Annotated in this window: 20 protein-coding genes and 2 pseudogenes; 4 read left to right on the top strand and 18 right to left on the bottom strand. The window is 59.5% G+C overall.

The window, feature by feature from the left end; all coding sequences use genetic code 11:
- Positions 1–55: 55 nt before the first annotated feature.
- Positions 56–1,945: a M2 family metallopeptidase gene (locus ACOBR2_RS00110; RefSeq protein WP_420238046.1), complete on the top strand. Its 1,890-nt coding sequence runs from the start codon at positions 56–58 to the stop codon at positions 1,943–1,945.
- 245 nt (positions 1,946–2,190) lie between these two features.
- Here ACOBR2_RS00110 and cysE read toward each other — a convergent pair whose 3' ends face one another.
- From cysE to ACOBR2_RS00080, 6 genes are all read right to left on the bottom strand, one after another.
- The gene (cysE, locus tag ACOBR2_RS00105) at positions 2,191–2,919 is read right to left on the bottom strand and encodes a serine O-acetyltransferase (RefSeq protein ID WP_420240048.1); all 729 of its coding nucleotides are present in this window, start codon (positions 2,917–2,919) and stop codon (positions 2,191–2,193) included.
- Positions 2,920–2,983: 64 nt separating this feature from the next.
- Complete coding sequence (cysK, locus tag ACOBR2_RS00100; protein WP_420238045.1) at positions 2,984–3,958, bottom strand: cysteine synthase A; 975 nt, start codon at positions 3,956–3,958, stop codon at positions 2,984–2,986.
- A gap of 226 nt (positions 3,959–4,184) precedes the next feature.
- The gene (locus ACOBR2_RS00095) at positions 4,185–5,102 is read right to left on the bottom strand and encodes a DUF3034 family protein (protein ID WP_420238044.1); all 918 of its coding nucleotides are present in this window, start codon (positions 5,100–5,102) and stop codon (positions 4,185–4,187) included.
- A 313-nt stretch (positions 5,103–5,415) separates the two neighbouring features.
- A complete protein-coding gene (locus tag ACOBR2_RS00090; RefSeq protein ID WP_420238043.1) occupies positions 5,416–8,268 on the bottom strand; it encodes a phosphoenolpyruvate carboxylase in 2,853 nt (950 codons plus the stop codon).
- A 48-nt stretch (positions 8,269–8,316) separates the two neighbouring features.
- A complete protein-coding gene (locus ACOBR2_RS00085; protein ID WP_420238042.1) occupies positions 8,317–9,549 on the bottom strand; it encodes an ATP-binding protein in 1,233 nt (410 codons plus the stop codon).
- Positions 9,550–9,729: 180 nt separating this feature from the next.
- Positions 9,730–11,679: an ABC-F family ATP-binding cassette domain-containing protein gene (locus tag ACOBR2_RS00080; protein ID WP_420238041.1), complete on the bottom strand. Its 1,950-nt coding sequence runs from the start codon at positions 11,677–11,679 to the stop codon at positions 9,730–9,732.
- A 120-nt stretch (positions 11,680–11,799) separates the two neighbouring features.
- Here ACOBR2_RS00080 and ACOBR2_RS00075 point away from each other — a divergent pair, with 120 nt between their 5' ends.
- Complete coding sequence (locus tag ACOBR2_RS00075; protein ID WP_420238040.1) at positions 11,800–12,936, top strand: phosphatidylinositol-specific phospholipase C1-like protein; 1,137 nt, start codon at positions 11,800–11,802, stop codon at positions 12,934–12,936.
- Between the two features lie 29 nt (positions 12,937–12,965).
- On the opposite strand, the gene larB is transcribed toward ACOBR2_RS00075, so the two are convergent.
- The 11 genes and pseudogenes from larB to ACOBR2_RS00020 form a co-directional block, all read right to left on the bottom strand.
- Positions 12,966–13,712, bottom strand: coding sequence for a nickel pincer cofactor biosynthesis protein LarB (gene larB / locus ACOBR2_RS00070; protein WP_420238039.1), 747 nt, complete (start codon positions 13,710–13,712; stop codon positions 12,966–12,968).
- The gene (gene larC / locus ACOBR2_RS00065) at positions 13,712–15,085 is read right to left on the bottom strand and encodes a nickel pincer cofactor biosynthesis protein LarC (RefSeq protein ID WP_420238038.1); all 1,374 of its coding nucleotides are present in this window, start codon (positions 15,083–15,085) and stop codon (positions 13,712–13,714) included. The genes larB and larC overlap by 1 nt, the downstream gene beginning before the upstream one ends.
- An 8-nt stretch (positions 15,086–15,093) precedes the next feature.
- The gene (gene larE / locus ACOBR2_RS00060) at positions 15,094–15,978 is read right to left on the bottom strand and encodes an ATP-dependent sacrificial sulfur transferase LarE (RefSeq protein WP_420238037.1); all 885 of its coding nucleotides are present in this window, start codon (positions 15,976–15,978) and stop codon (positions 15,094–15,096) included.
- Positions 15,979–16,268: 290 nt separating this feature from the next.
- On the bottom strand, positions 16,269–17,081 hold the full coding sequence (locus ACOBR2_RS00055) for a DODA-type extradiol aromatic ring-opening family dioxygenase (RefSeq protein WP_420238036.1): 813 nt from the start codon (positions 17,079–17,081) through the stop codon (positions 16,269–16,271).
- Positions 17,082–17,290: 209 nt separating this feature from the next.
- Positions 17,291–18,286 carry a transaldolase gene (locus tag ACOBR2_RS00050; protein WP_420238035.1) on the bottom strand — a complete coding sequence of 332 codons (996 nt, stop codon included), beginning with the start codon at positions 18,284–18,286 and terminating at the stop codon, positions 17,291–17,293.
- 214 nt (positions 18,287–18,500) lie between these two features.
- Positions 18,501–19,532, bottom strand: coding sequence for an alpha/beta hydrolase (locus ACOBR2_RS00045; RefSeq protein ID WP_420238034.1), 1,032 nt, complete (start codon positions 19,530–19,532; stop codon positions 18,501–18,503).
- A 64-nt stretch (positions 19,533–19,596) separates the two neighbouring features.
- Positions 19,597–20,286, bottom strand: coding sequence for a YceH family protein (locus tag ACOBR2_RS00040; RefSeq protein WP_420238033.1), 690 nt, complete (start codon positions 20,284–20,286; stop codon positions 19,597–19,599).
- A 97-nt stretch (positions 20,287–20,383) separates the two neighbouring features.
- Positions 20,384–21,043, bottom strand: coding sequence for a hypothetical protein (locus ACOBR2_RS00035; protein ID WP_420238032.1), 660 nt, complete (start codon positions 21,041–21,043; stop codon positions 20,384–20,386).
- Positions 21,006–21,530: pseudogene (locus ACOBR2_RS00030) on the bottom strand (ISAs1 family transposase); the annotation flags it as partial. The gene ACOBR2_RS00035 and the pseudogene ACOBR2_RS00030, both read right to left, overlap by 38 nt.
- A 152-nt stretch (positions 21,531–21,682) precedes the next feature.
- Entirely contained in the window at positions 21,683–22,642 is a 960-nt protein-coding gene (locus ACOBR2_RS00025; RefSeq protein ID WP_420238031.1) for an IS5 family transposase, read from the bottom strand.
- A 65-nt stretch (positions 22,643–22,707) separates the two neighbouring features.
- Positions 22,708–23,286 (bottom strand): annotated as a pseudogene (locus tag ACOBR2_RS00020) (ISAs1 family transposase); the annotation flags it as partial.
- Between the two features lie 175 nt (positions 23,287–23,461).
- On the opposite strand from ACOBR2_RS00020, the gene ACOBR2_RS00015 reads away from it, so the two are divergent.
- Both ACOBR2_RS00015 and ACOBR2_RS00010 read left to right on the top strand, forming a co-directional pair.
- Entirely contained in the window at positions 23,462–24,010 is a 549-nt protein-coding gene (locus ACOBR2_RS00015; protein ID WP_420238030.1) for a protein jag, read from the top strand.
- A gap of 303 nt (positions 24,011–24,313) precedes the next feature.
- Positions 24,314–25,357: a nucleoside hydrolase gene (locus ACOBR2_RS00010; protein WP_420238029.1), complete on the top strand. Its 1,044-nt coding sequence runs from the start codon at positions 24,314–24,316 to the stop codon at positions 25,355–25,357.
- Positions 25,358–25,434: 77 nt separating this feature from the next.
- Here ACOBR2_RS00010 and dnaA read toward each other — a convergent pair whose 3' ends face one another.
- Positions 25,435–26,832 (bottom strand): chromosomal replication initiator protein DnaA, encoded by a 1,398-nt coding sequence (dnaA, locus tag ACOBR2_RS00005; RefSeq protein ID WP_420238028.1) that lies wholly within the window; start codon positions 26,830–26,832, stop codon positions 25,435–25,437.

Below are 26,832 nucleotides of genomic sequence, written 5' to 3'. Positions count from 1 at the left end.
TTGCAAGCCCCTTAAAAAAGCTACGTGTATTCCGAAAATGCTCTATACTCACGCCATGCGTTTTTCCCGAATCGCTTTTGCATTTGCAACATTGAGTTTTGCCATGGTTGCCGCTGCGCAGAAGGCCGCACCCACCGTGGCTGAGGCGCAATCCTTTGTGGACCGCGCCAACACCGAACTGCTCAAGCTCTCCACCGACGCTCAGCATGCCGAGTGGATGGCTGAAACCGACATCACGCCCGACACCGAATCCAACACTGCCCTGCTCAACGAGCAGCTGACCGCGCTGAACCTGAAGCTGATTGACGAAAGCCACCGCTACGACAAGCTGGATCTGCCCGTCGCCCTGCGCCGCCAGATTGAGCTTTTGCAGATCAACGCTCCCGCCGCGCCCAGCGATCCCAAGCTGATGGCCGAGCAGATGGAGCTGGCCGCTGAACTGACCGGCATGTACGGCAAAAGCAAGTTCTGCGTCGACGGCCCCAACAAAAACTGTCTGGGCATCGACGATCTTTCAGCCATCATGGCCAAGTCCCGCAATCCCGAAGAGCTGACCAAGATTTGGGTAGGCTGGCACTCGAACGGCGCAGCCATGCGCACCAAGTACGAGCGCTTCATCGAGCTGCAGAACATGGGCGCGCGCGAGCTGAACTACAAGGACACGGGCGAGCTGTGGCGGGCAGGCTATGACATGACGCCAGCCGAATTCTCCGCCGAGATGGAACGCGCCTGGACACAGCTGGAACCGCTCTACCGCGAGCTGCACACCTACGTGCGCAACCGGCTGATTACCAAATACGGCAAGGCGGCTGACCGGCCCGATGGCCTGATTCCCGCGCAGTTGCTGGGCAACATGTGGGCGCAGGAGTGGGGCAACATCTACGACATTGTCGGACCTACCGACCCCAAGCTCGCCCAGTTCAAGCCCGTCGATCTGGAGTCGGCGCTGAAGAAGCAGATTGCCGAGCGCGATCCAGCGGCGGCTCCGGCCTTTGCTGCAGGCACGGACCTGAGTTCCGACGCGGGCCATGCCGCGCAGCTGGCTGCTGCACAAGATATGGTGCACTACGGCGAGAATTTCTTCACCTCCCTCGGCTTTGCCCCGCTGCCCAAGACCTTCTGGGAGCGTGCGCAGTTCGTGCATCCGCGCGACCGCGAAGTAGTCTGCCATGCTTCGGCCTGGGATCTGGATTCGGTGGACGACCTGCGCGTGAAGATGTGCATCGAGGTCAACGAAGACTACTTCACCACGGTGCATCATGAGCTGGGCCACAACTTCTATCAGCGGGCCTATGACAAGCAGCCGTACCTCTTCCGCAACGGCGCCAACGACGGCTTCCACGAGGCCATCGGCGACTCCATCGCGCTTTCCATTACGCCCGCCTATGAAAAGCAGCTGGGTCTGGCTGGTGATGAGCCGCCCGCCGAGGCCGACATTCCGCTGCAGTTGCGCACGGCGCTCGACAAAGTGGCCTTCCTGCCCTTTGCGCTGGCGCTGGACAAGTGGCGCTGGCAGGTCTTTTCCGGTGAGGTCAAGCCTGCGGACTACAACAAGGCATGGTGGGCGCTGCGGGCCAAATATCAGGGCATTGCCCCGCCGGTAGAGCGCACCGAAGCCGACTTTGACGCGGGTGCAAAGAACCACATTCCCGCCAACGTACCCTATGCGCGCTACTTTCTGGCTCGCGTTTACCAGTTCCAGTTTTACAAAGCGATGTGCGACGCCAGCGGCTACAAGGGACCGCTGAACCGTTGCAGCTTCTACGGCTCCAAGGCCGCAGGCGACAAGCTGAACCAGATGCTCGAAGCCGGCCAGTCGCAGCCCTGGCAGCAGACGCTCCAGCAGATGACCGGAAGCGATCATCTGGATGCACGACCGATGCTTGATTACTTTGCCCCACTCTATGCGTGGCTGAAGCAGCAGAACGCGGCAGCGGCGCGGTAATCGCTCTAGCAAAAGAAAAATCCCGGAGCTAAAGCTCCGGGATTTTTTTGCACCAAGTTCAGGAAGAACTGAACAACGTAAAGACTTTTAGATATTCCTCTGGCAGAACCAGCATTCCAAAAGCAACCGCAGATCCTTCGACTCCCTGCGCACTGCGTGCTCCAGTCGCTCAGGATGACAGGTTAAAGAAATAGCGGCTCGCAGCAGCACGAACAGCTAGAGGCTAGCGGCTAGAGGCTGTCTTCTCAGATCCCCTCGCCCATCGAAACATACTCCCGCATCCTGTCGAGCTCTTGACGATAGGCAAGGCGTTCGGCCTCTTCCGCTGTAAAGGGATCGGCACCGGGAGCGAGGCAGCCGAGACGGCCTTCAAGCTCCTCCACGCGGGCAGACAGCGCGATCAGAGCATCACTGAGCGGGTCCTTGATGTCGTGCGGATCGGTGAGCAGAACTCGTTCGCCGCCGCGATAGACGATGTGGCCGGGCACGCCCACGACGGTCGAGTTCGGCGGTACATCGCTGAGCACCACGGAGCCCGCGCCGATGCGCGAATTCTCACCGACGGTAATGTTCCCAAGAATATTGGCATTGTTGCCAATGAAGACACGGTCGTGAATGGTGGGGTGGCGTTTGCCATGTTGCTTGCCGGTGCCGCCAAGTGTCACGCCCTGATACATCGTGACGTCGTCGCCCACAATGGAGGTTTCGCCAATCACCACGCCTGTGGCGTGATCGATAAAAAGTCTGTGGCCAAGATTTGCGCCGGGGTGAATATCCACGCCGGTAAAAAAACGGGCCATCTGCGAAAGAACGCGGGCGGGCAGCAGCAACTTTGCGCCCCACAAAGCATGCGAGACGCGGTGAATCCACACCGCCCACAGGCCGGGGTAGCAAAGAAAAACTTCCAGAACGGAACGTGCTGCGGGGTCGCGCTCCTGCACGGAACGCACGTCGTCACGAATATGGGCGAGCAGATTCATCTATGAATAGGATGGCAGAAGCCGGCGCAACGATTCGGCTTGCGCCGGCTTCATGATATTACAGCGTGACCTGCTCGGTGGGCAGAGCCAACGCCTGCTGACGCAGACCGTCGAAGAGCGGGCTGGAGAGATAGCGCTCACCGAAGTCGGGCAGAATCGCCACGATCAGCTTGCCGGCGTTCTCAGGTCGTGCGGCCACCTTGAGCGCCGCCGCCACAGCCGCACCCGAACTGATGCCCACAAAAATACCTTCCTTGAGGGGCAGTTCGCGGGCCGTGTTGATGGCCTCGTCATTGCCGATCTGCACGATCTCGTCGATCAGGCTGGTGTCGAGCACGCTCGGCACAAAGCCCGCGCCAATACCCTGAATCTTGTGCGGACCGGGCTTGCCGCCCGAGAGCACCGGGCTATCGACCGGCTCAACCGCAATGGCCTTGAACGACGGCTTGCGCTCCTTGATGTACTTGCTGATGCCGGTGAGCGTGCCGCCGGTACCCACGCCGCTGATCAAGAAGTCGACCGCGCCATCGGTGTCTTCCCAGATTTCAGGGCCGGTGGTGGCATAGTGAATGGCGGGGTTGGCCGGGTTGTCGAACTGCTGCAGGATGTAGCCATGGGCCGTCTTGGCCAAAATCTCGTTGGCCTTGGCGATGGCACCCTTCATGCCGTTGGGACCGGGCGTAAGCACGATCTCGGCACCGAAGGCCAGCAACAACACGCGACGCTCCAGGCTCATCGTCTCGGGCAGCGTAAGGATCAGCTTGTAACCCTTGACGGCGGCCGCAAAGGCCAACGCAATACCGGTGTTGCCGCTGGTGGGCTCAATCAGCACCGTCTCTCCGGGCTTGATTTTGCCAGCCTTCTCGGCAGATTCAATCAGCGCCAGACCAATGCGGTCCTTCACGCTAGCGGCCGGGTTGCGGCTCTCCAGCTTGACGGCCACCGTGGCAGGCAGACCGGCGGAAAGACGGTTGAGCTTCACGAGGGGGGTTTTACCGATTAATTCAGTAACATTTGCTGCAATGCGCGCCATGCAAAGTCTCCTTTCCGGAACAGGTTCCGGATGCACTGAGGCTGGTTGGTGATTTGAATGGAAGTGGGGAATAGACGGCGCGCATTTAAGCGCACGTCCGCGTCGGGCATTTCACCAGGACGGTGTTAGCGACATCGACGCATGCCAATAGCTTAGTCCGAGACCCCAGTTTGTGGCAAGAGCTCCTTTTTGGGCCGCGCATCGTAAGAATGTGCGGCCCAAAAAATTAGAAACCGTAGGAGACACCAAAGGCCAAGCGCGCCCGCGCCTTCAGATCCACACCCGGCGCAACACGTCCAGCGGCCTGCAGAATGCCCGCGTCCACGTTGATCTTGTGCTTGGGCGAGGGAACATAGCGCACCGCATAATCAATCGAGGTGGGAATGTCGAGCGCCGCAGAAACCACCCCCGAGGAACTGGTTTCCTTGACGTGCTTCGGCTGCTGGGCAACTTCAGATGCCAGAATAATGGTGCCCTTGGCCGGGCCCTTGAAGACAAAGCCCAGAGCACCGAAAGCGCGCGCCGAGAAGTCCGGCGCATTGCCGCCCAGTCCCCACAGCGAAGAGTTGGTGCCACGCACGCCAAAGTTCAGAATCACCGGCACCGGCTTGGTCTGGGTAATCACCTTGGTGGCCACCACGTAAAGATCGCCATTGCTCTTGCTCTGGCCATACGCGCCATCGCTTACGTTGGTGTCATTGGTGCGCGCAATGCCACCAATGGCAATGCCCGGAACCCACTTGGTTTTTCCGGCGTTCTCATCCACAATGCGCGCCTTGGCGTGGAAGATATTCAGGCCATCGGTCCAGAGCGGGCTCAGCGCTGTGTTGCTGCCGGCGGCGTGGTCCTCGCGCGTGTAACCAGCCTCAAAACGCTTGGCAAAGCCTTCCGTAATGGAGACGGTGTTCCAGGTGCCAATCACCGATCCACCCGCCAACACGTGGTACGAGATGGAAGGCTTGCCGAAGCCCGTGGCCGGCGAGGCTGAAGTGGCAGCCAATGGCGTGACAAAAACTCCCGTGGGACCTTCGTAGCCCAGGCTCTGGGCATGTGCGCTGGCAGCAGCAAACAACATCAGGGCAAACAGCACAAAAGCATTTTGCATGTGCGCGGTCAAACTGGCAAAGGATGCACGATTACGCATGGACTCTTTTCTCCTGACTTACTTGGTTGAAAGAGAGAACATAGCGACTGCGTCCCACACCTGCAAAAAAACAGGCATTGCGACGATCCGCCTACCTGCGTGTACACGCAACGGCGAAGATGAACTTTGGATAGGCACGGAATCTCAGTCACACGGATCGAGCGTTGTTAAAGACAACAACGAGCGGACTTCCAGACGGCTTGATAGGACTGAGGCATTGGTAGGTAGAAAAGTAGCGTGAATCTTTCATGAAGTCAAGACCCGTTCTTGCAACGAAAAAGAGCAATGGCACATGTTTCCCTCTGTGGGAGACTCAGCCCGTATTGCGCAGTCCGGCGGCAATACCGCTGATGGTCGCGGCCAGTGCCCGGTTCAACTCCGGGCTATCTTCGCCCGCACGCTTGCGGCAGAGCATATCCACCTGAATCAGGTGCATGGGGTCCACGTATGGATTGCGCAGCTTGATGGAGCGCGCCAGCACCGCATTCGATTCCAGCAGTTCCTTTTGCTCAAGAACCGAGAGCACCGTGCGCACCGTACGCTCAAACTCTGCAGAAAACAACGTGAAGATACGCTCGCGCAAAGCTTCGTCAGCCACCAGCGTGGCGTAGTGGCGGGCCGTGGAAAGATCCACCTTGCCGAGTGCCAGTTCGACGTTGCGCAGCAGATCAATGAACAGCGGAAACTCCCGCGCCATCGTCCGCAAAAGGGCAAGATTGTTTTCGTCTTGGGCAAAGAACTGTTCGAGCGCGTGCCCGACGCCAAACCATGCGGGAACCAGCAGCCGCGACTGCGTCCAGCCAAAGACCCAGGGAATGGCGCGCAGGTCCGCCAGCTTCAGGGAGGCGCTGCGCCGCGAGGGCCGCGAACCGATCTTGGCGTTCTCCAGTTCACCCACCGGCGTGGACTGCTCGAAGTAGGTAACCACACCTGCGTCTTCAAGGATGTGCGTGCGATAAAACGCATAGGCCGTGGCTGACAACGTTTCAAAGGCTGCCTCCCACTCAGGCCGGAGCACGCCGGTAAAATGCGCCTTGGGATCGCGTGCGTTGGGCCGGGCCAGTGCATCCAGCGAGGCTGCAATCATCAACTCCAGATTGCGTTCGGCCAGCACTTCGTCGGCATATTTGAAGTTGAGCACCTCGCCCTGCTCGGTAATACGCAACTGCCCGTCGAAAGAGTCCATGGGCTGCGCGAAGATGGCGCGATGCGTAGGACCACCCCCACGACCCACCGTGCCGCCGCGACCATGGAAGAGCCGCAATTTGACGCCGCACTCCCGCGCCACAGTATGCAGCGCGCGATGCGTGCGGAAGATCTCCCAGGTGCTGGTCAGCATGCCGCCGTCCTTGTTGGAATCGGAGTAGCCGAGCATGACTTCCTGCCAGTTCTCCCAACTTGCAAGCAGCTTGCGATAGTCTGCGCGGCTCCACAGCTCACGACAAACGGCAGGCGCGTTACGCAGGTCTTCGATGGATTCAAACAGAGGCACCGGCATCAGGCCAGGATCGCGGCCTGAGCCCTCTACCGACACACCTCCCAACCGCGCCAGCCGCACCACGGCCAGCACATCGTCCACCGTTGCCGCGCCGCTGATCACGTACTGGCGGACTGCCTCGGGCGAGCAGCCACGCTTGATTTCAGCCACCACGCGCAGCGTCTCCAGAATGCTCTGCGTCTCGGGCGAAAGGTCGCCTGCCAGCGTGGGAGCCATGGCGTCGGCGACAGCCTCCTTGAGCGCCGTGGCATGTAGCCGCGCATGCTGGCGTATATCGAGCGAGTGCAGATGCAGACCAAAGGTGCGCACCTGCAAAAGCAGCGGATCGACGTACGTTTTGGCAATGCGCTCGCCCCCTTGCGCGGCCAGCGAAGCACGCAGGGTTTCAAGATCGTCGAGAAAATCCAGCACCGAACAGTAGGGCGGCAGCGCCTGCGCTAACTTGTCATTGCGACGGCCCAGCGTATACGGCATCACCGGCAGTACCGACGCAGAAGATCCCTGAAGCTCACTGGCGGCCTCCAGGGTGCGCTGAATGCGCGCCTTCAGGCAGATGGCAAAGCGGCGATAGTACTCAAACTCATAGCGCTGCCCGAAGACCTGCGCCTCGGGTGTGTGCACCTGCGCCACATAGGCCTTGAGCCGGGCCAGCAATGCATCGCTGACCGGCCGCTGCTGGGCGCTGGTGGTCAGCAGATCGATGAGCGTATCGAGTTGGCGCTGGTAGAAGAGCAACAGATGGCCACGCGCCAGTTGAATGGCGTCTCGTGTCACCTGAGGAGTGACAAAAGGATTGCCGTCGCGGTCGCCGCCGATCCACGAGCCGAACTGCAGGAGGATGGGCAGCGTGCGCGGGTCCAGTTCCACCGCATACACCGACTTGAACGCGATAGCGATTTCACGATACAGCCCAGGCAGCGTAGCAAAGATGGAAACGTCGTAGTAGTCCAGACCCATCTTCACTTCGTCGTAGACCGTGGGGCGACGCGAACGCACTTCGTCGGTCTGCCACAGACTGCTGATCTCGGTAAGCACCAGTTGCTCCATCCGCTCCTGCTCTTCGGCAGGCGTGGGCACCCGGCCCAGCTCTTCGAGCAGCTCACCAATGCGGCGACGCTTGAACATCACCGAGCGGCGTGCAACCTCCGTCGGATGCGCGGTGAAGACCGGCACAATCAGTACGCGGTGCAACCAGTCGAGAGCGTCTTCCGCTGAAATTCCAACGTGACGCATTTCGGCCAACGTGCCGGCCAGCGAACCACGCTGGCCGCCAGCCTTGCCGCTCAACCGTAGCGCGGTGCGACGGCGTTTGCGGTGATTCGTCTCCGCCAGATTGATCAGCTCGAAGTAAAACCCGAAGGCGCGAGTCAGCAGATTGGCACGCTCAAGAGAGAGCGAGTGAATCAACGCGAGCGACTGCGCGCCAAGGCTGTCGGCCTCGGCGCAGTCTCCGTGCTGTACGGCTTCGCGGCGACGGATTGCGCCCTGCCGCAACGACTCAACGTACGTGAAAAATTCTTCGCCAGCCTGCTCGCGCAGTACCTTGCCAAGCAATGTGCCCAGCGAGCGCACATCGCGCCGCAGCGGAGCATCCTTGATTTCACCTGTCTGCGCTTCTAGCTCCGCAAGACGCTGGGGCCAGTCGTCGGGGGTCCAAAGGGAAGCCATCGTGGAACGATTATGCTACAAGGATGCCGCGTAGGAACATCCAAATATTTACTTCCACAAACAACTGACCGGTGCCGCTACCAAACGGTCCCCGAATGGAACCGCCTGCTCGCCGTCGTAAAAAACAATGCCGAGTTTAAAGTCATCGCCACAGGCGCCCGCCAGCTTGCGCATCCCCTTGAAGTCGGCGGAGACCACCGTTGCAGAAGCCTTCACCTCAAGGCCCACTACCGCGCCAAAGCTGTCTTCCAGCACCAGATCCACTTCGTCCTGATCCTTGTCACGATAGTGAAAGACGCTGGGCGGCACGTCCATCCACGTCAGCAGTTTGAGCACCTCGGCAAAAACGAAGGTCTCAAGCAAGCGGCCGAAGAGAGCACGATCTTTGCCAATACGCTCCTCGGTCATACTCATCATTGCCGCCAGTAGGCCGGAATCAAGGAAGTGCAACTTGGGCGTTTTGACCAGACGCTTGAGCGAATTGCGAAACCACGGCTCAACGCGGCGCACCAGATAGAGCTGCTCAAAGATGCCCACGTACTTGCGCGTGGTTTTGTCGTCAAAGCCCATCTGCCCACCCAGCTCGGCAAAGTTGGTCAGCCGCCCGGAATACTGCGCCAGCATCTGCATCAGTCGCGGCATACGGTCCAGCTTGTCGACCTCGGCAATGTCCCGCACATCGCGCTGCACAATGGCACGAATATAGTCGCGAGCCCAAGCGCGCCGACGCTCGGGCTTGGCGCGATGGATCATCTCCGGATAGCCACCCGTGAGCACCGTCGCCACCAGATCCTTACCGTGCATGGGCGCACCAGGCTTGCCTATTTTCCCTTCAAAGGCCTGCTCAAAAAACTTCGCACGGTGTCCACGCACCTCGGCCTGCGCCAAAGGCAGAAGAGTAACAATTTCCATGCGCCCGGCCAGGCTCTCCGAGACCAGAGGGACAGTCATCAGATTGGCTGAACCCGTCAGCAGAAAATGACCCGGGCGGCGATTGTCGTCCACAGACTTTTTGATGGCGCGCAAGAGGTCTGGAGCGCGCTGAATCTCGTCGATGGTGCAACGGCCCAGATCGCGTACCAGGCCTGCTGGATCACTGCGCGCCGCAGACAGCATGGTGTCGTCGTCAAGCGTGATGAATTTGCGACGCCCCGAGACGAGATTGCGCACCAGCGTGGTCTTGCCACATTGGCGGGGACCGGTGACAAGTACGACCGGCGTATCGCTGAGCGCTGTATTGAGTACCACGCTTGCGTAGCGGGGATGAAGGCTGGCGTCCATTTCGGATTCTGACTCCGTCTGGACCGGATTGTACGTCCGGCCAATACGGATTACAAGTGCGTCCGAAGCGGAATTCCACTTCGTCTAATCCGGAATCACAATGCGTCCATTTCGGATTCTGGAAGCGTCCAATCCGGAACACAAAACTCTATTGCGCTGATAAATAGTGACTTAACGATTTTATGATTCAAGCTGGACCATAAGATCTTCCCATTCCGCGGTCAGAGCGTCCAGCTGCCCGCGAAGATCCGCAGTCAGTTCAGTCAGACGTTGTGTCTCTTCTGCAGAAACGAAAACGCCAAGCTGCTGCTCGGTGGAGACAATGGCCGCTTCGATGCGCGGGACTTCCTCTTCCAGAAAGGCGCAGCGCTCTTCCATCTGCTTCTGCTTGATCGGGTTCAGGCGGCGTCTTTCCTTTGGCTGTCCGGCTTCCGGCTCGACGGTCACTGCGGATTCCTGCTTGTTCTGCACGGGCGTGGAGGACGGAATGGACGAAGCCGCTACGCTGCCAGAGCCTGCCAGAGCCTCGGCCTCCTTACGGCGCTGGTAGTCCTCATAGTTGCCTTCATAGGCAATGATGGAGCCGTTGTTGATCTCAAGCACACGCGTGGCAAGACGGTCGATAAAGTAGCGGTCGTGGCTTACAAAAACCACTGTTCCGCTGAAGGCTGCGATGGCGTCCAGCAGCACGTCTTTGGCGCGCATGTCCAGGTGGTTTGTCGGCTCATCGAGCAACAGGAAATTCGAGGGCGAGACCAGAATGCGGGCGAGCGCGTAGCGGTTGCGTTCGCCGCCTGATAGTACGCCGAGCGACTTGAAGACGTCATCGCCCGTGAACAGAAAGCAGCCCAGCAACGAGCGCAGTTCAGCATCGGGCACCTTGAGCGCGGCGCGACTCAGATCGTCGAGCATGCGCGACTCAGCGTCGAGCACCTTGTACTGATCCTGCGCGAAGTATTCGGGCAGCACATTGTGGCCGAGCTTGATCTGGCCTGAAGTCGGTTGCTCGTCGCCGATCAGCAACTTAATAAGCGTGGATTTGCCCGCGCCGTTGATGCCCACCAGCGCCACGCGGTCACCGCGCTCGATGGTAAAGCGCACATCCTTGAGAATCTGCTTTTCGTCGTAGCTCTTCGACAGACCTTCAGCCTCGACCACGGTGCGGCCAGACGGCGGCGGCTGAGGAAAGTTGAAGTGAATGATGGGCTCTTCCTCGGGCACCTCAATGCGCTCGATCTTTTCCAGCTCCTTGATGCGCGACTGCACCTGCTTGGCCTTGGTGGCCTGGGCGCGAAAGCGGCCGATGAAGGCCTCCAGATGCTCGATCTGCTCGCGCTGGTTGCGATAGGCGCTCATCATCTGTTCGCGGCGCTCGTCTTTTTGCGATAAATATTTGGCGTAATTGCCCTGGAAGATGGTCAGACGCTTGTTCCAGATTTCGACGGTGCGATCAACCGTCACGTCTAGGAAGTAGCGGTCATGCGAGATAAGCACGTAGCCGAACGGATAGTTCTTCAGGTACTCTTCCAGCCAGTTGCGGGTTTCCAGATCGAGGTGGTTGGTCGGCTCGTCGAGCAGCAGCAGATTGGGCCGGGCCAGCAACAGCTTGGCGAGGGCGATGCGCATCTGCCAGCCGCCGGAAAACTCGTCGGTGTGGCGGGTCCAATCCTGTTTGCCAAAGCCAAGACCGGTCAGCACGGAGCCTACCTGCGCATCAAGCGCGTAGCCGTCGAGGGCGTGAAAGCGCTCTTGCGCCAGTCCATAGCGCTCGGCCGTGGCGTCGTACTCCGCCGTGCCGTGCTCCAGTTCGCTGAGCCGCGCGGCCAGCTCTTCAGCCTCGCGTTCGAGTGAGCGTAGCTCGTCAAAAACGGTCAGGCACTCCTCAAAGATGGTGCGACCCGTCATCTGCAGGCCTTCCTGCTGCAGATAGCCAATGCTCATCCCACGAGTCTGCTCCAGGTTGCCGTAGTCCAGCGACTCACGGCCGGCCAGCACCTTCATCAGCGTGGACTTGCCACAGCCGTTGGCGCCCACCAGAGCGGTTTTTTCCTTGGGACGGATCAGCCAGTTGGCCTCGGTGAACAGCACCCGAGGGCCGAATCGTTTGCCAGCGTTCTTAAGGGAGAGCATCGTCTTCCATTGTCTCAAAAACCGGGCATATTTTTTCACCCGTGCAATACACCATTGATCCAGGTCCATGGGAGCGTGCGATAGGCTGGTTGGGACAGCACCCTGTCCGGGAGAGCTTCCATGCGTTTTTTCTCTATTTTTTGGGCCGATTTGGCTCTAAGTTGCCTGGCTGTAGCGGCGGTAGCACAAACCTCCGCCCTCAATGAACCACACCTGAACCAGATCCAGATCATTGGTACACACAACAGTTACCATGCCGGCATCGCCCCCAACGAGGCATCTCTCTGGAAGACCAAGAATGCCGAAGCATTCAAGGGACTGGAATACAGCCACCCTTCGCTCACCGCGCAGTTGGACAGCGGCATCCGCCAGATCGAGCTCGACATCTTTGCCGACAGTCAGGGTGGGCTCTTCGCCAACCCGGCCGGTCCCAGGATGGTGGCCGCTGCCGGTCTGCCCGCAGATGCGAATTTCGATCCCGAAGGCCTCATGAAGAAGCCTGGATTCAAGGTACTGCATATGCAGGATCTGGACTACCGCAGCACCTGCCAGCCCTTTGTGGCCTGCCTGGCCGAAGTGCGCACATGGGTCAAGGCACATCCCGCAGCAGATCCCGTCTTCATTCTGGTTGAAACCAAGCAGAGCAAGCCAATTCCAGGCATTCAGCAGGTAGTTCCAGAGGCGTTTACCCCTGCGGTCTTCGACGCACTGGACGCCGAGATCCGCTCCGTATTTTCGACCCAAGAGCTGATCACTCCCGACCAGGTGCGGGGCCCCTACAAGACGCTGAATCAGGCGGTGCTGGCCGGGAACTGGCCTACGCTCAAATCCGCGCGCAGCAAGGTGATCTTCCTGATGGACCAGCGGCCGATGGGTCCGGTTTATCTGGCAGGCCATCCGTCGCTGCAGGGACGTGTGCTATTCACCAATGCCACACCGGGTGAGCCGGATGCGGCATTTATCGAGCGCAACGATGGACCCACCGAGGAGATTGCCCAACTGGTTCGTCAGGGCTATCTGGTGCGCACCCGCACCGACTCCGACACGCGCGAGGCCCGCGCCAACCAGACATCCCGCCGCGACGTCATGATCCTGAGCGGCGCACAGATGCTCAGCACCGACTATCCGGCCAGCGAACCAGCCCCGTGGGAGGGCCACTACAAGGTTGAGTTACCCGGTGCGGCTGCCATGCGCTGCAATCCAGTGAATGCACCGGCGGGCTGCACGCTGACGCCATCCGGCCCTTCCACACATTAGAGCGGTAGATGTCGTCTGGAAAGCGCAAGCTACAGATGATTGATCAGCGAAGCCATAGAAGCTGCGCCAAAACCATTGTCAATGTTGACCACCGAAACATTGGGCGAGCAGGTGTTCAACATGCCCAGCAGCGCGGCGATTCCACCAAAGGATGCTCCGTAGCCCACGCTGGTGGGTACGGCCAGCACCGGCGCATGCACCATGCCACCCACGACCGTAGGCAGTGCGCCCTCCATGCCAGCGCAGACAATGAGCACCCGCGCATGCTTGAGCGCGTGCTGCTGGGCCAGCAGACGATGAATGCCGGCCACGCCCACATCCGCGATCAGCTCGACCGTATTGCCCATGATGCGGGCCGTTACAGCGGCCTCTTCGGCTACCGGCAGATCACTGGTTCCAGCGCAGACCACGGCGATGGTTCCCTTGCCTGCCGGAGCAGCGGCCTGCTCCAGGGTGATGGCGCGAGCCTGTTCGTGATAGATGGCGCGCGGCTCAACGGCGGCCACCGCAGCATAAGCCTCCTGCGAGGCCCGCGTAGCCAGTACGTTGCCACCAGCCTTGGCCATGCGGGCAAAGATGCTGGCCACCTGATCAACGGTTTTGCCTGCTGCGTAGATCACCTCTGGCATGCCAGTGCGCAGGGTGCGGTGATGATCAATCTTGGCAAATCCCATATCTTCAAAGGGCAGATCGCGCAGCTTGTCCATAGCGGAAGCTACGTCGGTATGGCCCTCGCGCACGTCCTTCAAAAGTGCTTCAATCGCGGCCGGATCCATCAGACTTCCTCCGTGGTGCTTGCGGCAAAGGCCCGCAGGGCGGCGCTCATCACTTGCTTGAGCGGAATCTTCTGCGCCAGGGCCAGCTTACGGCAGTCCTCAAACTCGGGCGACGCATTGGCGATCTTGCCGGAGCCGAGGCGGGCAATCTTGATGTGCACCGCGCCCCATTGCGTTGTAACTTCCACAAACTCCCGCTTGAGCGCGCTCTTGTTTTCCACGCGCCAGTGCAGGCCAATCGTGGTGGTTTCGCGGAAGAGAATTTCTTCGAGCACCGGGATCAGATCAGGACGGCTGAGCACGGTCAGCTCCACGCCCGTGCGGCCCTTCTTCATCTGCACAGCCACGCGATAAACGTCCCATGCGCCCGCTTCCAGCAGTCGCTCACTCACATAGGCCAGCACCTGCGGATTGGAATCGTCGATCACCGTGGTGAGAACGGCGATGGGTTCGCTGGCAGAGCTCGTGGACTTTTTCTCTTCCACTTCTCCCACCAGAAAACGCAGCAGATTAGGCTCACCCGGCACATCGCGGCCACCCGCGCCGTAGCCCTTGAGCACGACGCGCACGGCAGGCAGCTCTTCATAGTGAACATCGAGCATGCGCAGCACGGTTGCTCCGGTGGGCGTCACGCGCTCCATAGCGGAACCGGCGCTGTAGATGGGCGCATCTGCAATCAGCGCGAGTGTGGCAGGCGCGGGCACTGGCAATGTGCCGTGCTGGCATTTGACCGTACCGCTGCCCACGTTCAGCGGCGAACTGATCCAGCGATCCACCTTGAGCCACTCCACGCCCGCTGCGGTGCAGACCAGATCGACGATGGTATCGACCGCACCAACCTCGTGAAAATGCACCTTCTCCACGGGGATGGAGTGAATGGAGGCTTCGGCCTCGCCCAACAGCTGAAAGGCGCGGTTGGAGAGGGTTTTCACGAACTCCGAGAGCGGCGCATCGGCGATGATCTGCAGAATGGTGCTCAGATGGCGATGCGGCGCATGCGTGTGTTCCGCGTGCGCGTGCGTATGCTCCTGCAAACTCTCATGATCGTGCGTGTATTCGTGGCTGTATTCATACCCATGCGCATCTTCCTGTTCATGGGAGTGCTCATGGCTGTGCTCGTGCGTATGTGCGTGCGCATGTTCGTGGCCGTGAGGATGCTCGGCTTCCGCAGGTGCGTTCTCTGCGGTGAGCACGTCCACCTTGGTGGCGGAAAGACCGCCGCGCATGACTTTGTATGCAGCCAGATGCGCGCCAACGTTGAGCGAGCGGGCGGTTTCATCCAGCAGCTCAAAGGGCACACCAGCATCGACGAGGGCGCCCAGCAGCATGTCGCCGCTGATGCCCGAGAAACATTCGAGGGAACCAATTCGCATGAAGGACTCTATCGGGGAAGTTCCGTCGCACCGCCGGTGATAAGCACCTCGACGGGCAACAATGCGTTGAGCGAGCCGGAGCGGAAGCCGGAGCAATCGAGCGAGACAAACTCGAAGCCCGCCGCCTTCAGGCCCGCGGAGATTTTGTCGAAGACTTCCAGCGAGAGCGCACGTTCCAGTTCCGTGCGGGCAATCTCAATGCGCGCCAGACTGCCGTGGTGCCGCACGCGGAATTCGCGGAAGCCAAGCGAGCGCAGAAACTCCTCACCCTGCTCCACCTGGGCCAGAGCTTCGCGTGTGACCGCGCGGCCATACTCGATGCGCGAGGCCAGGCAGGGCGCGGCGGGGCGATCCCAAAGCTTGAATCCGGCGGCACGGCTGAGCAGGCGCACATCGTTTTTGGTCATGCCAGACTGGGCAAGCGGTGCCAGCACCTGATGCTGGGTGGCGGCACGCTGGCCGGGACGATAGTCTTTGGTATCGTCGGTGTTAAGCCCGTAGGCGATGGCCGCAAATCCGCGCGCAACGCCGAGCGCTTCCATGGCGGCAAAGAGCGTGTCCTTGCAGTGGAAGCAACGGTTGGCGTCGTTGCGGGCGTACTCCGGCTTGCTTAGCTCTTCGGTAGCGATGATCTCCAGCGGAAAGCCCTGCAGAGCGGCAAATTCCTGCGCTTCGGCCAGCTCGCGACGAGCCAGACTGGGCGAATCGGCCAGTACAGCCAACATGCGGTCACCCAGCAAACGCCATGCCACAGCGGCCAGAAAGGCCGAATCCACGCCCCCCGAGTAGGCCACCATCAGGCGCGGAACACGCGCCAACTGCGCTTCCAGAGCGGCCAGTTTTTCTTCCGGGGCAGAAGCAGAGGATTCGACTTGGGGAAGACTGTTTTCCATCGGTTCGATTATAGTCGTGCGCAATTTTGATTTTTTGCTGCTGGAAGGGGCTTCAGCAGTGCCGTTTGGGGATAAGTGCGTGACACAAAAAGGGCTGGATCAATTTCCTGACGGTGCCGCGAAAAATTGCAGATTCCGAGGTGAATTCTCCTCACCCCTGGGAAGTTTCGCAACGGTAGAACTTCCGCATGAAGTCTCTGGCGAGAACAGACAGCTTTGTCGGTGAGATCAGCGACAGCAAAAAGCCCAGGCCAGACTTTCTGGCCTGAGCGGGATGTACCTTGGGCAGCTTAGTCAAAACGATAGGCGCTCAGGGCCGCGCCCATGGGCTGATCGTGAAAGATGCGACGACCGGGGGCTTCTCCACCGGCGCCTGCCGCCACCATGAGCGGGAGAAGGTGTTCCTCACGCGGATGCGCAAAGCTCGCAGCGGGAGCATTCCGCCAGCCGTTCAGCAGGCGCGTACGCTCCTCCCCCGGCTGCTCGATGGCGGTGGTAAGCCAGGCGTCAAAATCTTCGGCCCGTGGGGTGGTTGCCGGTTGCAGGTAAGCCCGCAGGTTATGAAAGCTCATTCCACTGGCCACAATGAGCACACCTTCGTCCCGCAGTGGGGCAAGGGCGCGTCCAACGGCCTGATGCAGAGCTGGGTCAAGACTGGCCGCCAGCGAAAGCGAGACAGTGGGGATTTTTGCCTCAGGGAAGGCCACCTTCATGGGCACAAAAACGCCATGGTCGAAGCCACGGTCCGGGCTGAGGTTGGCAGGCAGACCTGCGTTCTGCAGCAGTTCCACGGCGCGGGCAGCGAGTGCGGGCTCACCGGGCGCGGGCCAGCTCAGTTCATAGGTGTGGGCAGGAAAACCGTTGTAGTCGTAGATCAGATCCGGCTGCGCGGCGGCGCTGGCCGTAATTGCTGCTTCCTCCCAGTGGGCCGTCACCACCAGCAGAGCGCGGGGCGGCTCGGGCAGCGTACTTGCCAAATTCTCCAGAAAGCTGCGGGTTTTGTCCCATGTGTTGGCCGGGCCCCAGCTCCAATCCATGAAGAAGCAGGGACCGCCGCCATGGGGCAGAAAGATTGCGGGCTGACGGGAAGAGATAGTGCTCATGGTTGAATCCTCCAGGACCGGCGCGAGAAAGTCTTGCCGGAAATAGTCGTTTAAACAGGCAATTATCTGATGCGCTGATTCATCGGAGGATTCAGGGGATTTGGAGAGCTACGATTTCTGGGAACGGAGAGCTGGCGCAAGCTCTTTAGGACAACAAAACGGGCAGCCCGCCTGGGCTGCCCATTCAGCTTTTCTGGTTGCAGGCTGGCTTACGCCTTGGCCTTCAACTCGATCATTTCCAGGCGGACGGCCAGCAGGGCTTCCAGCTTGACGAGGGCGGCGGCAAAGCCGTCGATGCCTTCCTTCAGCTTGTCGGTGGCCATGCGGTCGCCTTCGTGCATGAACTCGAAGACGTCCTTGTCCATGACGATGCGCTCGATGTTCTGCGTTTCAGCAATCTTGGGATCGAGCTTGCGCTCAAGCGTTGCTTCGGTGGCTTCCAGTTCCGCAAGCAAAGCGGGCGAGATGGTCAGCAGATCGCTTCCGGCCAGTTCGATGATTTCGCTGGTATTGCGGAAGCTGGCTCCCATGACCTGGGTCTTGAAACCGAACTTCTTGAAGTAGTTGTAGATGCGCGTGACCGAGCGCACGCCGGGGTCTTCCGCGCCCTGGTAGTCCTTGCCCGTGTCCTTTTTGTACCAGTCGAGGATGCGGCCGACGAAGGGCGAGATCAGGGTAACGCCGGCTTCAGCGCAGGCAATGGCCTGATGAAGGCCGAAGATCAGGGTCAGGTTGCAATGAATGCCTTCCTTTTCCAGCACTTCCGCAGCGCGAATGCCTTCCCAGGTGGCGGCAATCTTGATCAGTACGCGGTCGCGGCCAATGCCAGCGGCATCATACTGCTTGATGATGGCGCGGGCCTGCTCAAGAGTGGCAGCAGTATCGTAGCTCAGGCGGGCGTCCACTTCAGTGGAGACGCGACCCGGAACGATTTCGAGAATCTTCTTGCCAAAGGCGACGGCCAGCTGCTGGAAGGCCAGATTGGCCACAGCCTGCTCACCGGCCTGAGGGCCAAGCGTACGCCGGGCTTCCATCAGCACGCCATCGACGATCGGCTGGTACTGCGGCATCTGCGCTGCCGCGGTAATCAGCGAGGGATTGGTGGTTGCGTCCTGCGGACGAAACTTTTCCATGGCCTCGATGTCGCCGGTATCGGCCACCACCACGGTAAATTTGCGCAACTGCTGCAATAGATTCTGCGACATGTATCCTCCTGGGGAAGTCTTCCCGTCTAGAAAAAGAAGTTATCCCCCTCAGTGTACCGCCCTTTGGATGAAAGATCGGTTGCAGACGATTCGGGCATGAGTAGGAAAGGCCTGCAAAAAGACGCGGAATTCCCGGTTTTGCCTGCAATCCCTGCATGGATTTTGTTTCGTTTTTCATCGCCTAGCCTTGGGAGGCGCTACGCAAGAGATGGTTTCAAATTTTTGCCAGCGCAGCCGGGGCCAGACCGCTGCGTAGCAGCAACGTGCGATCTTCGCCCGAGAGCAGGGCGCGCATCAGGTTGTAGCAACGTTTTTCCCCCGACTCAAAGTACTCGCAGTGAATCTGCAAGCCGTCGACGTTGGGATCCAGAAGGTTGCTGCAGTCCACGTCCCAAACGTTGTCGGGCAGCGGCTGGCTACGGTCGAGTCCGGCGCGGCCCAGGCGGCGTTTGCCAAAGTGCTTGAGCCCGGCGGAAGCGCCCAGAACAGCATCGCGTCCGGTGTAGAGGGCGGTAATGCGGTAGCAGAGGTTGGCCAGTCCCTCGCCACAGTCGTTGCTGATGCTTTCGCCGCTGGAGAAGAGGTCGTTATCAACGTCGGCGGCCACCATCAGCACCTGTTGCAACAGGCTGACCAGCAGGGGCCGGTTTTTGCGGGTCCAGAGCTGATAAAGAGCGTAGGCCAGAGCGTAGTTGCCCATGCTGTGGGCGATTGCCGAGGTCTGGGCGCGGCAGGCCTGGGTGGGATCGGCCGCCGTAATCTTCTGCATCTGCAATTGGTGGTCATAAAGGTTTTCAAGCAGCTCCGTCAGGTCGTCGGCGGTCTGGCGGGCGGCACAACGGTCGGGCAGGTAGCCAAGCACCGAGCCTGCCGATGGCCAATCGAAGCTGATCAACTCGCCCAGTCCATCGAAGCCGTCGAAGATGCCGCTGGCCACCTTCTCGTAGAGCAGTGCAGCATCCTGCCAGCTCTCGTTGTAGCCGTGGACGAACAGGCAAATGTGTCTGGGAGCATTGCTGGGGGCAAGTCGCGGATCAGGAAAACTGGCCGCTGCGGTCTTCAGCAGATTCAGAAAGTCATCGAGGCTTTGCTGCTGCCAACTGGATTTTACGTCGACGGGAAGATCGGGCGCGCGCAGGGTCCAGTAGGTGAGTTCCGCCTGATCCTGCCCAAAGCCATCGTCGGCAAGATTGCGATTTGTAACGAGCCAGCGCATGCAGTTCTCCATGGCGATGGACTCTACCATGAACCGCAATTATTGCCTGCAGAAGCGGCTTCCGTGGCGCTGCTGTCCTGCAATTCTGAATTTTTTAGCCGAAAAGGCTATCGATCTTCTGCTGCAGGCCTTCGAATTGCTGGCGCAATTCAGCCACCGTGGCTTCCAGCTGTGCAATGCGCTCTTCGTAGGCCGATGCTGCTGCCGGGGCTATTGCTGGAGGAATAATTCGCTCCGTGTTCCCGGCAAAATCATTGCCTGCCTGCGCAACGGCGGATTCCACCGGACCGCTGAGTAGTTGCGCATAGCGCGACTCGCGTGCTCCAGGCTGACGCGGCAGCAAAGCCACCAGCGCCGGATCGCGCTCCGCCAGCTTCTGCAAGCCGCCCAGCACATCGCTGATCTCGTCAAAGCTGAACAGGCGCTCGGTGCGGCCACGCAACTCACCGGGAGTTTGCGCACCTCGCAGTAACAGCACCGTCATCAGAGCAGTTTCAGCCCGGGTAAAGTTGAAGACCTCGCCCAGATGGTGCTCGTACCGGGCCACACGGCCATCGGAACGCGCGGCTCCGGCCAGCCCGTTGTCGCTGAGTCCGCGCAGCGCCTGACGCACCTCGTCCTCGTCCAGGTTCATGACCGGTTCGCGATTGGAACGCTGGTTGCACGCATTCACCAATGCATTGAGCGAGAGCGGGTAATACTCCGGCGTGGTCACTTCCTTCTCCACCAACGCCCCCAACACACGCGCCTCAACCACGCTCAGCACAATCGCATCCTGGCTCATTCCGCTCCTCTTTCCGGTGTTTGTTGGCTCTAGTCTAAAAACAGCATCCAGGCGCCCGAAAAGGCTTCTCTGCAACCCGTCCCGAAGGGCGGAATGCTCACTTGACTTCGAGTGCGGGAATGAAAAAAGCGGCGGGAAAGACGATCAGCGCAATAGCCGCCAGCCAGAAGAAGAATCCCGGCAGCGTCTGCGCATGGGCCACAACCAGAAAAACGGTCAACAGCATCAGAGCCGCCAGCGTCAGCAGCGCCAACACCATTTTGATCTTGGCGTGGTACTCGCTCAACCCCAGCAGGAGGCTGGCGCACATCAGCAGATTCAGCAGCAAAGTACAGGAAAGCATCCACGCCCAGGGCTGGAAGCCAAGCAGAGGCCCCACCGCATGCAGCGAAGCGCTTGCACACGCCGCCCCGGTAAAAACCTGTCCTTGAAGATCCCGGCAAACGGGCAGAAACATCGCCAGAAGCAGGGCGATCAATCCAAGAACGCGCAATAGGAACAAGGTTCTACGAAACACGACGATTCGTAGAAAAAGGAGTGGCATTCGTCTCTCCCTGCAGCAGTTGCCAGATTGGGGAAATTTTCCTGCCTGTCCATCATAGCCGATGGGGCATAGCCGATAGCGCCATTTTCCAGCCGCACGCAACCCCTTGCCTGCCGTCCATTCCTTAAGCGGTAACCACCGCTGGAGTAGAGATTTTTCGCAGGGCAATCGCATTTCAAAACATCTCCAGGAGCCGGTAGAGGAAGTCGTCATCCCAGCCTGCACGCTTGAACTTTCCGCGCAGGGAGCCTTTTGATCCTTCCTTCTGCATGGCGTTGATGGCCATATGTCGCAGCACTGCCAGATTCTCTGGTCCGTAGCCCATGCGAGTCCGGTCCTGGTCTTCGTTCATCACTACATCCAATCGCCAGTGCAGGCTGTTTTCCACGCCCCAGTGCTGCCGCGTCACCTCATTGAGGCGCTCCGGTGTGAGAGCCGTACTGAGCAGGTAATAGGCTGTTTCTTTGCTCACTTTCTCGCTCGTTTCCCGCACCCGGACCACCTTGCCTACCGCCTTCAGGCCGGGCCATTGATGCTGTTCATTGAGCCACTGCACCTCGGTGGAGACGGTAGCCGTGCGCGTTTCGATCCGTCCATGATCGGCTTCGACCACTGGCAACATCGTGCTCTGGCTTGCTTCCGGATCGTTGAGTAGCAGCACTACATCCTCGTACAGCGAGGGCTGATTTTCCTTTAGGGAGCCTCTGCACAACCCACGATTTTGCGGTGTAATTACAATGCAATGGGTTCGGAAGCAGTTATAGCCAGAATTGCGGGTTCAGTTGCATCCAGGCGCGGGCTCTACGTGGTTGTTTTTTGTCTCTGGAGGCCGTTTTCCGGCCTCCAGAGACACTACGCCCCCAGCGCGACCAGCCGTTTGCGATTTTGGTAAAGGTTAACCAGGGCAAAGGCCGCGCAAAGCCACTCGTGGTTCTTCCTTAAGCCACGATAGCGCACCTTGGTAAATCCAAAAACGCGCTTCAGAATGCGGAAACACCACTCCACCTTCGATCTAACTCTGGCCTTGGTCGTATTTTTGCGCTTGGCTTCTTCGTCTACATAATTTTTGAACTTGGTGCGGCGGCTGGTCATATCTTGCGCCCCGGGCGCGGCCGCATGAATTGCCTCGGTTTGTCCTTGATAGTCTGCGTCTCCCCAGACTTTCTTCTCTGCGCCGTGCAGTAAGTCAGGCAGCATATGTTTGTCCGCCACGCTGGCCGCAGAGGTGCCGACTGAGTGCACAATGCCCGACTTGCTATCAACGCCAAGGTGCGCTTTCGCGCCGAAGTACCATTGCTGTCCCTTCCTGGTCTGGTGCATCTGAGGATCGCGCTTGCCGGTCGAGTTCTTCGTCGAACTCGGAGCGTTGATAATCGTTGCATCCACGATGGTTCCCGTGCCGATGCGAATGCCCCGGCTGGCTAGAAAGTGGTTCACCGTATCGAGTATCTGGCCGCATAACTCATGTTCTTCGAGCAGGTGGCGGAAGCGCAGAATGGTGCTTTCATCGGGCGCGGAGGCACGGCCCAGATCAACTCCGGCGAAGCGCCGCAACGCGGGCGAATCATAGAAAGCTTCTTCCATTCCGGGGTCTGAAAAACCAAACCACTGCTGCAAGAAGTACGTGCGGAGCATGATCGACAAGCCTGCTGGTTGGCGGCCGTTGCCAGCCTTGGGATAATGAGGCTCAACCAGCGCCAATAACTCCGCCCACGGCACCACTTGCTCCATCTGATCCAGAAAAAGCTCCCGCTTGCCCTTGCGACCATACTGCTCAAAACTCGCTTGTGACGCCAGTGTTCGTTGCCGCATCGCCCTTGCCCTCTACTTATCATTTTATCCAAGCAGAATGCAGTATTGGGACTTGTGCAGAGTCTCCTTAGTGCCAGCGCATAGTCCCCCTCCTGCTCCATGATCTGCGCAGCAATCGCACGCTGGCAGTTCAGCGCGTCCGTGGTGACGATGGAACCTTTCAGTGTCAGCATCTGTAGCAGCTTGGGCACCGCCGTGATCTCATTCGACTTGGCATCGGTAGCGATCTGGCCGAGCACCAACCGCTGCTCTGAGCCCCAGGCAGAGACCATGTGCAAAGCAGACTTGCCACTGGCGCGATCAAATGATCGTCGCGCCACCTTGCCGTCAATCGCCACTACGCCCGTGCTCTGTACGGAAAACTCCGCCATAAAGCGCTGAAACGAGGCTCGAAATTGCTCTGGATCAAGATTGCGAAACAGACGACTGAAGGTGTCATGGCTGGGAAGCCCGTTTGCCAATTGCAGAATGCTGCGTAAAAACGGCTCTTTGGCCTCGGCAAACAAAGCCATGTCCACGGCTCCTTGGCCCCCGCAAAGGACACAGCACAATGCAATCACAAGCAACTCGTGAAGATCATGCAACCGCGCATTGCCCTGACGGGGATCTTCAAGACCCTCCCAGCACGATGCAAATTGTTCCAACGTTTCAACTTCGGCTCGGCCCATGCTGATCCATCCCCTATGGATCAACTTCTACTACCGGATCGCTAAGCGGAAGTCCCTAGCATGGTTCACTCGGGCTTTCAAATGCGATTGCCCTGAGATTTTTCGCCCGTCTCCGTCGCGCCCCAGCCCTCGTCTGTGATACTGATCAGTTATGCCGATCGACGACCTGCAGCTTGCTGCCCAAAAAATTGCCAATTTTCTCTCCAACCTCAACAAGCTTGGGGGGATGCGGCTGAAATACCGCATCACTGCCGGCGATGGCGCCCATGATCCCGAAGGCCTGGAAGCTCGCCAGATCTATGTGGAGCTGGGAGGTCCTGATGCCCCTCTCACCACCCAGCACAACGGCGAACTGCTGCGCGCGCTGGAAACCGTGGCCGCCCAGATTCTGCGTCTGGACCAGCGGGAACACGACCTGGTCAGCTTTGATTCCGGCAACTTCAAGGCCCTACGCGCCCAGGAACTGCGCATGCAGGCCGAAATTGCTGCGGAAAAAGTGATCAAAACCGGCATTCCCTACGCCTTCCCTCCGATGAACAGCCGCGAACGCCGCCTGCTACACATGGCCTTCCGCGAGCTCAAGGGTGTGGAAACGGTTTCGCAGGGCGAAGGCAAGGACCGCTTTCTGGCCGTCTTTCCCGAGGGCAAGGCCGACCTACCCGTCAAGGCCCCGGAACGGCCCCGCTTCAGCCGCCGCTAGAGGTGTGTCTCACGCCGCGTGCCGTTTGTGTCTCGCGTCAGGGCACGACTTTAGTCGTGCCGCAAGTGCTGCAAGAAGAGAAGGGCTTTACAGGCTGCGGAAAAACTCTCTTGGGGCTCGGTTTTGAAAGGGCACGGCTTCAGCCGTGCCAAATAAACGCAATAAAATCAACGGGGCTTTAGCCCCTGAGGGACTGCGAGGGGCAGTGACTGCTGGCAGTGCGATAAACGCCAGCATCCCTCACGCCAACACTCCTTCTTTCCTCCAGGAAAAAGCTCTCATGGGTCGCTAAAATAGCTGACCATGAGAGCTTTTTCCTTGTTTCTGGCGCTGATGCTCAGCGCAGGTCTGGCGCAGGCGGAAAAACGGCTGGTCGTGATCGATGAAGACGCCACTGGTCCCGGCACCACCAACCAGATGGCCATGCTGGCCCTGCTGCAAGCGCCTTCCGTCGAAGTGCTTGGCATTACGACAGTCACCGGCGACGGTTGGCGTAATGAAAATACCCTGCACACCCTGCGCATGCTGGAACTAACCGGCCACAGCAATATTCCCGTGGCCCAGGGCGCAAGCCTGCCGCTCGTCCGCACCGCGACGGAAACCATTCTGGATGAAGCCCTCAGCGGCAAGGCCGGCTGGCTGGGAGCATGGAACCCCGCCACTGCCGACGGCCATTTGCGGCCGCTGCCCGAGGGCCAACCCACCCTCCAACCCCTCAGCGAAGACGCCGTCCACTTCCTCATCCGGCAGGTGCATGCGCATCCCCACAGGGTGACCATCTACGCCGGCGGACCGCTGACCAACATTGCGCTGGCCCTGCGCATTGATCCGGAATTCGCCCAGCTTACCCGCGGCCTGGTGCTGATGGGGTCCAGCCTGAATCCGCGCACCGACGATCCGGAATTTGCCTCCAGCCCCCGCCATGAGTTCAACCTCTGGTTTGATCCCGAAGCCGCCCACATTGCCCTGCGTGCCGACTGGCCCCGCATCGACGTCACCACCGTCGACGTCTCCATTCAGGCCCCCTTCACCCAGCAGTTGCTTGGCCGCATTGCCCAAAGCAACACGCCGTCAGCCCGCTACATTGTGCAATGGTGTAAGCCGCAATCCTATATGTGGGATGAGCTGGCCGCCCTTGCCTGGATCGATCCGTCGCTCATTACGCGCGAATCGCAGGTCTACATGGACGTGGATTTGAGCCACGGCCCCAGCTACGGCAACACGCTCACCTGGAGCGAGGCCACCAAGCCACAGACCGGTGTGCGTCTGGTCCATGCCCAACTGGACGTGGACCGCACGCGCTTCGAAAAACTCTTTGTGGAGCTGATTGCGCCCGCCGGAAAATAACTCGCTCTATAACGCCAAAAGGCCGCTTGGGGAAGCGGCCTTTTGGTGTTGTTACAGACTGGGCAATCAGGAGGGGTTTAGCTGTTCAGTTGATCCTGCAATTTATTGAGTGTCCGGTGCAGGTCCTTGTCTGTACGGCGCTGTTCGTCAATCTTGGCGATCGAGTGCATCACCGTAGTGTGGTGTTTATTACCAAACTGGCGGCCGATTTCAGGCAAGCTGGCCTCGGTCATCTGCTTGGCAAGGTACATCGCAATTTGGCGCGGGACCACCACGTTGCGCGAATTGTTCTTCTGCTTCAGATCGCTGATGCGCATGCCGAACTGCTCCGCCACGGCACGCTGAATCGCCTCAATGGTCACCTTGCGCACCTGCAGGTCAATGAACTGCTTCAGGCACTGCTGGGCATTGGCGAGGGTGATCTCCATGTGATTGTGCTGGCACCATGCGATCAGGCGCACCAGCGCACCTTCCAACTCACGCACGTTGGTGCGCACGTTGGAAGCCACAAACAAGGCCACATCGGTAGGCAGCGGAACCTGCTCGGTCTCGGCCTTCTTCTGCAGAATGGCGACCTTCGTCTCCAGATCCGGCGGCTGAATGTCGGCGATCAAGCCCCACTCAAAGCGCGAACGCAGACGATCTTCGATCTCCGCCAGTTCCTTCGGCGGACGATCCGAAGCAATCACAATCTGCTTCATGCTCTCGTGCAGCGCATTGAAAGTGTGAAAGAACTCTTCCTGCGTACGTTCCTTCTGCGCGATGAACTGAATATCGTCGATCAGCAGAACGTCCACCGAACGGAAACGATCACGGAAGCTGGTCATGCGATCATTCCGCAGACTGGTGATCATCTCGTTGGTGAACTTTTCCGCCGAAGCGTAGCAGATGTTGGCAGCCGGTTGGCGACGCTTTACCTCGTGACCGATGGCATGCATCAGATGGGTCTTGCCCATACCCACACCGCCATACAGGAACAACGGATTGTAGGCACGCGAAGGCCGCTCGGCTACCGCAAGTGAGGCGGCGCGGGCAAACTGGTTGCCGTTGCCAATCACAAAATTATCGAAGGTGTAACGCGGATTGAGCTGTGCGGCGCTGGACCAGTCAAAACTCTTCTGCATCGGAGCCGGAATCGTCGGTGCCGTAGGCGCATGCGCTGGAACCGGGCCGAAGCCTCCATCCCTGCGCTGCGGCGGAATCGACGGGTCCTCTTCGGCCGTCACAAAGCTCACATCATCAAAATCCAGAGCCTGGAGGTCAATCGCCTCCTGAATCAAATCCCCGTACTTATCTCCAATATGCTGAAACTCCGGCGAAGGCACGCGCACATAGAGCGTGCGACCCGCGGCATGACTGAATCGGGTGGGCTTCAGCCAAGTCTCGAAAGACTGACGAATCACCTTTTTCTCTAAAGCAGAGAGAATCTGTAGCCAGGGATTAGGAACCGGAGTGGGAGAAGTAGCAAATGACAT

Source organism: Telmatobacter bradus (assembly GCF_048629425.1).
Taxonomy (GTDB): Bacteria; Acidobacteriota; Terriglobia; order Terriglobales; family Acidobacteriaceae; genus Telmatobacter; species Telmatobacter bradus.
The sequence above is the reverse complement of the archived record's forward strand: the minus strand, read 5'-3'. Positions and strand labels throughout refer to the sequence as shown.

Bases quoted from the DNA above. Each gene is read 5' to 3' on its own strand.
- ACOBR2_RS00035 (WP_420238032.1), bottom strand. From the start codon at position 21,043: ATGACGACTTCCTCTACCGGCTCCTGGAGATGTTTTGAAATGCGATTG.
- ACOBR2_RS00055 (WP_420238036.1), bottom strand. From the start codon at position 17,081: ATGAGCACTATCTCTTCCCGTCAGCCCGCAATCTTTCTGCCCCATGGC.
- ACOBR2_RS00090 (WP_420238043.1), bottom strand. From the start codon at position 8,268: ATGGCTTCCCTTTGGACCCCCGACGACTGGCCCCAGCGTCTTGCGGAG.
- ACOBR2_RS00085 (WP_420238042.1), bottom strand. From the start codon at position 9,549: ATGGACGCCAGCCTTCATCCCCGCTACGCAAGCGTGGTACTCAATACA.
- ACOBR2_RS00095 (WP_420238044.1), bottom strand. From the start codon at position 5,102: ATGCGTAATCGTGCATCCTTTGCCAGTTTGACCGCGCACATGCAAAAT.
- larE (WP_420238037.1), bottom strand. From the start codon at position 15,978: ATGGAAAACAGTCTTCCCCAAGTCGAATCCTCTGCTTCTGCCCCGGAA.
- ACOBR2_RS00080 (WP_420238041.1), bottom strand. From the start codon at position 11,679: ATGCTCTCCCTTAAGAACGCTGGCAAACGATTCGGCCCTCGGGTGCTG.
- ACOBR2_RS00075 (WP_420238040.1), top strand. From the start codon at position 11,800: ATGCGTTTTTTCTCTATTTTTTGGGCCGATTTGGCTCTAAGTTGCCTG.
- ACOBR2_RS00015 (WP_420238030.1), top strand. From the start codon at position 23,462: ATGCCGATCGACGACCTGCAGCTTGCTGCCCAAAAAATTGCCAATTTT.
- larC (WP_420238038.1), bottom strand. From the start codon at position 15,085: ATGCGAATTGGTTCCCTCGAATGTTTCTCGGGCATCAGCGGCGACATG.
- ACOBR2_RS00045 (WP_420238034.1), bottom strand. From the start codon at position 19,532: ATGGTAGAGTCCATCGCCATGGAGAACTGCATGCGCTGGCTCGTTACA.
- cysK (WP_420238045.1), bottom strand. From the start codon at position 3,958: ATGGCGCGCATTGCAGCAAATGTTACTGAATTAATCGGTAAAACCCCC.
- ACOBR2_RS00025 (WP_420238031.1), bottom strand. From the start codon at position 22,642: ATGCGGCAACGAACACTGGCGTCACAAGCGAGTTTTGAGCAGTATGGT.
- ACOBR2_RS00010 (WP_420238029.1), top strand. From the start codon at position 24,314: ATGAGAGCTTTTTCCTTGTTTCTGGCGCTGATGCTCAGCGCAGGTCTG.
- ACOBR2_RS00040 (WP_420238033.1), bottom strand. From the start codon at position 20,286: ATGAGCCAGGATGCGATTGTGCTGAGCGTGGTTGAGGCGCGTGTGTTG.
- ACOBR2_RS00050 (WP_420238035.1), bottom strand. From the start codon at position 18,286: ATGTCGCAGAATCTATTGCAGCAGTTGCGCAAATTTACCGTGGTGGTG.
- ACOBR2_RS00110 (WP_420238046.1), top strand. From the start codon at position 56: ATGCGTTTTTCCCGAATCGCTTTTGCATTTGCAACATTGAGTTTTGCC.
- dnaA (WP_420238028.1), bottom strand. From the start codon at position 26,832: ATGTCATTTGCTACTTCTCCCACTCCGGTTCCTAATCCCTGGCTACAG.
- larB (WP_420238039.1), bottom strand. From the start codon at position 13,712: ATGGATCCGGCCGCGATTGAAGCACTTTTGAAGGACGTGCGCGAGGGC.